We start from the raw sequence: 6,493 nt of genomic DNA, 5'->3' as shown, positions 1-6,493 counted from the left end.
GCCCGGACCGCGCCACCGCCCCACCACGAGCCCGAGCAGTCCGACGCCGCACAGCACCCCGGCGGCGCCGAGGAGCGAGCCGGTCAGCACGTCGCTGTGCCGGGCGTGGGCCAGCTCGTGGGCGACCACGGAGAGCGCCTCTCCCCGCGGCCGATCCTCCACCAGGTTGTCGTAGACGACCACCCGTCGCGTGGTCCCGAATCCAGAGACGTAGGCGTTCAGCGTCGTCGTACGACGCGACGCGTCGGCGACCAGCACCTCCTCCACGTCCACGCCCTCCTCGTCGGCCAGCGCGAGGATCTGTGAGCGGAGCTCACCGTCCGGAAGCGGCTCGAAGTCGTTGAAGATCGGCTCGACCAGCAGCGGGTAGACCAGGGAGCCGAGCAGGACGAGGCACGCGAGCACTCCCCCGGCGATCGCCGGCCAGACCCGGGGCCATCGGCGCGCGCACCCGACGACCACGAGGACCGCCAGTGCGGTGACGACCACTCCGACCGCCTCGCTCCTGGCCAGGTCGAGCAGGAGCTCGGCCCGCGTCTGCGTGGACAGGCCGTACTCGACGAGGTGGGCGTGCATCAGGAGCGCGAAGGGCAGGGTGACCAGCCGCCCGACGAGCGCGAGGGCGGCGACGATGAGCACCACGCGAATCCACCACGGCCCCGGCACGGCCTCGGCGAGCCGCCTGCCGAGCCGGGAGAAGCCCAGCCAGCAGGCGATCGCGAGTGACACCGCCAGCGAGCTCCAGCTCCACGCTCGCGCTTCGCGGGAGAATGCCTCCGCCGCGGCGATCTGGTCGGTCGAGAACACCGTGCCCGCTCGAGGGATGGCCCCGAGACCCCCGGGGACCGGGTCCCACGGCACCAGCGCGACCGAGAGGGCGACGAAGGCCGCGGCCCCGGCCACGGCGACGGCCACCGAGGCGTGCCGGTCGTCCTGGGTCACGCCGCCAAGTCTGTCAGCAGGTCCCGCCACTCCTGGGTGAGCTCCTCCTCGGTGAGGCCGAAGTCCCTCCGCAGGACCGTGCCCAGCGGAGCGCCGTCGCGGACCTCCAGGTAGAGGCGCACCAGCGCAGCCTCGCCGGCGCGATCAGCGAGCAGGCGGCAGGCCAGCCACGCCGATTCGTACGTCGCCCCGAGGTGGGTGGTGGTCGTGTCGAACTCGGCCGAGCCCGGGAGGTTCTCGGGCGGACCGCCCGCACGCACCCGGTCGATGATCTGGCCCGCCGTGACCGAGACCGGCAGGTCGACGTCGAGCAGCGCCACGTAGTCCGCGAAGCCCTCGAGGAGCCACAGCGGCATGGTGTTGTTGGTGGCCGCCTCGGTCGCCACGTGGACCGCCTCGTGGCTCATCACGACCTGGGAGCCCGTGGGTCGCAGATCGCCGAAGACCACGGGGTTCACGAACACGTGAACCGGCGCGTCGGGCGCCAGCGATCCGTCGGCCGTCGTGGTGACGGCGGCGATGCCCGAGTAGGTCCCGGGCTCGGAGGCGAGCGCGTTGTCCAGGTCCGCAACCGTGTCGGGGACCTCCACGACCAGCCCGGTCCGCCAGGACGGCAGCACGCCTCTCACCACGGGCACCGCCGCCTGCGCCAGGGACGAGTAGCGCTCCGCCTGCGCCTCGGAGCCGTCCACCACCACCAGGGTCATCGGAGTACGGCGGACCTCGACCTCCCCCGACAGCCAGACCGGGAGCCGCCGCCCGCGGCCCCCGACGGAGTCGAGGTACACCTGTCCGTCGACCGCCCGGAACCGGAACCCCACCTCCGAGCGCGCCGGCGCCCGGTCGAAGCCCGAGAAGCTCCACGTGGCGTCGACGGCGCCGACCCAGGTGCCGGACGCAGACACGGCACCGACCTCGTCGACGTACCTCAGGGTGAAGTCCTCGACCCGCAGCGCCCGTGCGTTGTCGACGAGCGCCCCGAGCAGCTCACGCGACCCCTCGTCGCCCGGCGCCGCCAGCGACCCGGCGGCCTCCGCGTCGCCGGCCGCCACCGCGCGCTCGAAGTCCTCCAGCAGGGCGGAGGCCTGCCCCGGCTCCGCGCTGGCGACGGTGTCCGATGGTGTCGGCGCGACGTACGTGCGGCCGCCGAGCAGCACCCACGCGACCAGGCCGACAGCGGTCACGAGGGCCAAGGAAAGGCCGGCCACCCACCAGAGCGGGCGACCGGCCTTCGATCCTTGCGGGTCAGCCAGGGCGGACCGCGCCGGAGTAAGGCATGGAGTACAGACCGGTCACCTGGACCCCGGTACTTGGGTTCGCTGCGTGCACGATCATGCCGTCTCCAATGTACATCCCGACGTGGCTGATCGGGCTGTAGTAGAAGACCAGGTCGCCGGGCTGGAGGGCGCTCGCGGGCACCTGCGGGCCCGAGCTGTACTGGGCGCTCGAGGAGTGCGGCAGTGCGACCCCGGCCTGGGCCCAGGAGGCCATGGTGAGCCCGGAGCAGTCGTAGGCGTCGGGACCGGTGGCACCGTAGACATAGGCGTCACCGACCTGGGCCATCGCGTAGTCCACCGCCGCGCCGGCGCGCCCCGAGGCGGACACGCTGGGCACGCGGACGTCGCTGCGCGAGGTCATCGCCGCGCGCTGCTCCGCCTCGAGCCGGTCCAGGAGCGACTCGGCCTCCTCGACCTTCTTGTCGATGGTGGCCTTCTCCTTGGCCAGCTGGGCCTTGAGCTCGGACACCTGGTCGGCGCGGTGGGCGGTGGCGTCGCGACGGATGTCGAGGGCCTTCAGCTCGCGGGCGTAGTCGGAGAACATCTGCGACTGCAGGTCGTTGAACGACGACATCGTGGAGAGCCGTCCCAGGAACGCGCCCGGGTCGTCGGAGACGACGATCTGGCCGACCGCGGAGAGGTTCTCGCCCTGGTACTGGCGCACGATGGAGTCCTGCACCTGGTGGCGGACCGCCTCGAGCCGCTGGCCCTGACGACGCTCGTCGGCCTTGATCGAGGCGAGGTCCTGGTCGAGCTCCTTGAGCTCCAGGCGGACGTCGTTGTACCGCTCCGAGGCCATCTCGGCCTCGTGGTACAGGCGATCGACGCGGGCCTCGACATCCTCGATGTCGGGCTCGGCCTGGGCGCTGCCCGGCACCAGCCCGACGGCAGCAGCCAGAGCGATGGCGGACAGGGCAGTGATGAGTCGCTTCCGACCGTTGAACACGAGCGGGCGGTCTCCCTTGCTAGTCGTACGCCTACCAGGTGAGCTGACGGGTTCGGGCACGACCTGCCCTACACCTGCTCCTCGGTACACGGCTGCGCACCGCCTTGCAGGCGATTCACCCCAGGGGGTTGGTTCCCCGGCTCCGTGGCCAGCACGTGGCCCCGGACTCGGCGTGGCACCCGCGCGGATCCGGTCGATCCACTCCCACGGGCACCTGAGCGCCACACACTAGTGGGCACCGGTGGGTGAACCAAGTTCCGGATGGGGAACCTGGGGTGTTTCGGCCCACGTTGACAGGATTCGGGTGCGGTGCATGTCACACCAGCCCCATGAGCCACAGGGGTATGCCCTACGCCGACTCCACCTCCGGCCCGTCGACCGGTTGCACGAGTCGCAGGGGCGGGACCAGTCCCCCGGCCGCCAGGACGTCGAGCGCGCGTCGCTCGTCGTCGTCGAACGTCAGCTCCGGGGGCGGGCCCAGCAGCACCGTCACCACGCAGTCGTGGCACGCCAGCCCCCTCACCGTGCAGGTGTCGCAGTCGATTCTCGTCGTCATGCCACCACGCTCGCAGCGGGCACCGACAATGCGACCCGCGACCGGTGGTCACCGGCGTGTCGGACCCGTCAGGGCGTTCGTGCCAGCAGGCCCACCAGGGCCTCCGCGGCCAGGCTCCTCGCTCCCGAGCGTTCCGCGTGCCTGGCCACCTCCTGGTCACTGCTGACCACGACCACGACCCTGCCCGCGGGCTCGGCCGCCACGAGGTCCGCGATCACCCGGTCGGCGATGACGCCCTCGGGGCTGAACACCACCTTGACGCCGCGCGGGGTGCTGACGACGGGCCGCGCGGACGAGGCGGCGGCATCGAAGACGACGGTCGCCTCCACCCGGGTCCTCGCCACGACGGGAGCCAGGGCACTCAGCAACCGGTTCCGCTGGGCCTCCAGCGACGACGAGGCCCAGGCCGTCTTGCTCACGTTGTAGCCGTCGACGATCAGCCTGGCCCGCGGCAGGCCGAGGTACTGCTCGAGCAGGGCCGGGCTGGTCGGCCCGAGCGAACCGGCGGAGGTCGGTTGCCGTGTGCCCTCGCTGGCCAGGGCCGCCTCCAGCCGGTCCGCCGGGGCGCCCGACGCCGGGGGCAGCGCGAGCTCACGGCGCAGGCCGGTCGCGGCGTCGATGACGGAGTCGAGCAGCAGCCGAGCCCGCAGGCTGGCCTCCACGCGCTCGGCACGGCCCGCCCGCCGGTCCGCCCGGGCCTCCTCCTCCAACCGCGCCACCTGGGCCCGCAGCTGGCGCAGCTCCTTCTGGGAGGACGCGCCCGCGGCATCTGCCTGCTCCCGCAGCTCCTCGGCGGCTCGATCGGCTCGCTCCACCGCGGCGAGCGCCTCACGAGCGGCAGCCCGGGCCTCCCCCAGCTTGCGCCGGAGCGTCGCGTTCTCTCCCTTCAGCCCGGCCACCTCCTCGCGATGTCGCGCACGGAGGTCGCGCGCGGCCTGCTCGGCGCTCCCGAGCTGCTGCCGGAGACGGGCGGCCTCGGCGTCGTCCTGCACGGGCGCTCGCTGCGCGATGGCCGCGAGCGCAGCCTCGAGCGTGGCCTCCCAGCCGTCGGGGCGGACCAGCCAGGCCAGTGCGGCGGCGGTGGCCACGTCGTCGGGCCGGGCAGGGGCCTCGGCCACCTGTACGCCGACCCGGTCACGGAACTCCTCGTCCGACTCGAGCGCAGCCGTCATCGCGCCGGCCCCCAGTCTGGCCCGGCGCGCCGGGGCGAAGTCGGCCACCTTGCGCAGCGGCGGGGGGAGCTTCGCGACGTCCGGCAGCACGTCGGCGGTCAGCGCGTGGATGCGGTTGCGGACCTCGTCGGGGAGGTCGGCGAGGCCGGGGGCTGCTCGGTCGCCGGACACGGCCCGCCCTCGTCGCCCCTCAGCCGTTCGCCGGGGCGTCGGCGTCGCCGTCGGCCCGCGAGACGACCTCGATCGAGTCGGCGCGGCCGCACCAGCGGCAGGTCACGGCCGCCACGGACTCCTCCTCCACGACGGTCTCCTCGACGCGGTGGTCGCCGGCGAGGTCGAAGTGCCAGAACTCGGTGGTACGACGCGTCCGGGTGACGTCGAAGCGGGTCTTGTTGCCACACCCGCCGCAGCGCCAGCGCTGACCGGCGTCGGGGATCACGATGCTCACGCCGACCCACAGTAGTCCGCGCGGCGCCGACCGTTTGTCGGCGCCCACACCTAGCGTCGGCGACGTGAGCAACGCGGTCCGGGTCCCACCGACCCGATGGGAGTCGCAACGCAGCTTCGACGAGCTCGGGCGGCCGTTGCGCGACGCGACCTTCTGCGTGGTCGACCTCGAGACCACGGGCGGGTCGGCAGCCGGCGGCTCCATGATCACCGAGATCGGTGCGGTCAAGGTGCGCGGAGGCGAGGTCCTCGGGGAGTTCCAGACCCTGGTCAACCCCCAGACCGAGATCCCGGCGTTCATCGCCGTGCTCACCGGCATCAGCAACACCATGGTGGCCGACGCCCCCCGCATCGAGTCAGCCCTGCCGGCCTTCCTCGAGTTCGCGGCGGGCTGTGTCCTGGTCGCCCACAACGCGCCGTTCGACGTCGGGTTCCTCCGGCACTTCGCCGAGCTCCAGGGACGCGCCTGGCCGCGCTTCGAGGTGCTCGACACCGCCAGGCTGGCCCGCCGCGTGATCACCCGCGACGACGCGCCCAACTGCAAGCTGTCCTCGCTGGCGCGGGTCTTCAACTCCTCGACCACGCCCAACCACAGGGCGTTGGCCGATGCCAGGGCCACCGTCGACGTCCTGCACGGGCTGATGGAACGCCTCGGCGGCCTCGGCGTCCACACCCTGGAGGAGCTGCAGACCTTCTCGTCGAGGGTCTCCCCCGCCCAGCGTCGCAAGCGTCACCTCGCCGAGGCGTTGCCCCACGCCCCGGGGGTCTACCTCTTCCGCGACGACAGCTCCCGGGTCCTCTACGTCGGCACCTCACGCGACCTGCGCTCGCGGGTCCGGACCTACTTCACCGCCTCGGAGACCCGGTCCCGGATGGGCGAGATGGTCGGGCTCGCCGAGTCGGTCACCGGCATCGAGTGCGCCACCCCGCTCGAGGCGGAGGTGCGCGAGCTGCGGCTGATCGCCGAGCACAAGCCGCGCTACAACCGTCGGTCCCGGTTCCCCGACAAGGTTCACTTCGTCAAGCTGACCCGCGAGCCGTGGCCGCGGCTCTCGCTGGTCCGGCGGGTCCTCGCCGACGACGCCGACTACCTCGGCCCGTTCTCCTCGCGCAGGACCGCCGAGAAGTGCCTGGCGGCCCTCCATGACACGTT

The 6,493-nt window shown here is 72.8% G+C and carries 7 protein-coding genes and 1 riboswitch; of the genes, 1 reads left to right on the top strand and 6 read right to left on the bottom strand.

All coding sequences use genetic code 11. The annotated features are described in order from the left end of the window. The 6 genes from VFN12_RS15825 to VFN12_RS15800 all read right to left on the bottom strand — a co-directional run. On the bottom strand, positions 1 to 942 hold a 942-nt coding region (locus tag VFN12_RS15825), incomplete at its 3' end, for a M48 family metalloprotease (RefSeq protein WP_325119710.1). Further along, positions 939 to 2,126, bottom strand: a complete 1,188-nt coding sequence (locus tag VFN12_RS15820; protein ID WP_325119709.1) for a hypothetical protein — start codon at positions 2,124 to 2,126, stop codon at positions 939 to 941. The genes VFN12_RS15825 and VFN12_RS15820, both read right to left, overlap by 4 nt. 61 nt (positions 2,127 to 2,187) lie before the next feature. After that, a complete protein-coding gene (locus VFN12_RS15815; RefSeq protein WP_325119708.1) occupies positions 2,188 to 3,165 on the bottom strand; it encodes a C40 family peptidase in 978 nt (325 codons plus the stop codon). 12 nt (positions 3,166 to 3,177) lie between these two features. Continuing rightward, a riboswitch (cyclic di-AMP (ydaO/yuaA leader) is annotated at positions 3,178 to 3,348 on the bottom strand. Positions 3,349 to 3,514: 166 nt separating this feature from the next. After that, complete coding sequence (locus VFN12_RS15810) at positions 3,515 to 3,721, bottom strand: hypothetical protein (protein WP_325119707.1); 207 nt, start codon at positions 3,719 to 3,721, stop codon at positions 3,515 to 3,517. Positions 3,722 to 3,789: 68 nt separating this feature from the next. Further along, complete coding sequence (locus tag VFN12_RS15805; protein WP_325119706.1) at positions 3,790 to 5,064, bottom strand: NYN domain-containing protein; 1,275 nt, start codon at positions 5,062 to 5,064, stop codon at positions 3,790 to 3,792. 19 nt (positions 5,065 to 5,083) lie between these two features. Beyond that, complete coding sequence (locus tag VFN12_RS15800; RefSeq protein ID WP_325119705.1) at positions 5,084 to 5,341, bottom strand: hypothetical protein; 258 nt, start codon at positions 5,339 to 5,341, stop codon at positions 5,084 to 5,086. On the opposite strand from VFN12_RS15800, the gene VFN12_RS15795 reads away from it, so the two are divergent. After that, on the top strand, positions 5,334 to 6,493 hold a 1,160-nt coding region (locus VFN12_RS15795; RefSeq protein WP_414690055.1), incomplete at its 3' end, for a DEDD exonuclease domain-containing protein. The two genes, VFN12_RS15800 and VFN12_RS15795, sit on opposite strands and share 8 nt — an antisense overlap.

It is taken from the genome of Nocardioides sp. (genome assembly GCF_035703625.1).
In the GTDB taxonomy this organism is placed as follows: domain Bacteria; phylum Actinomycetota; class Actinomycetes; order Propionibacteriales; family Nocardioidaceae; genus Nocardioides.
This window is presented reverse-complemented; position numbering and strand designations above follow the sequence as displayed.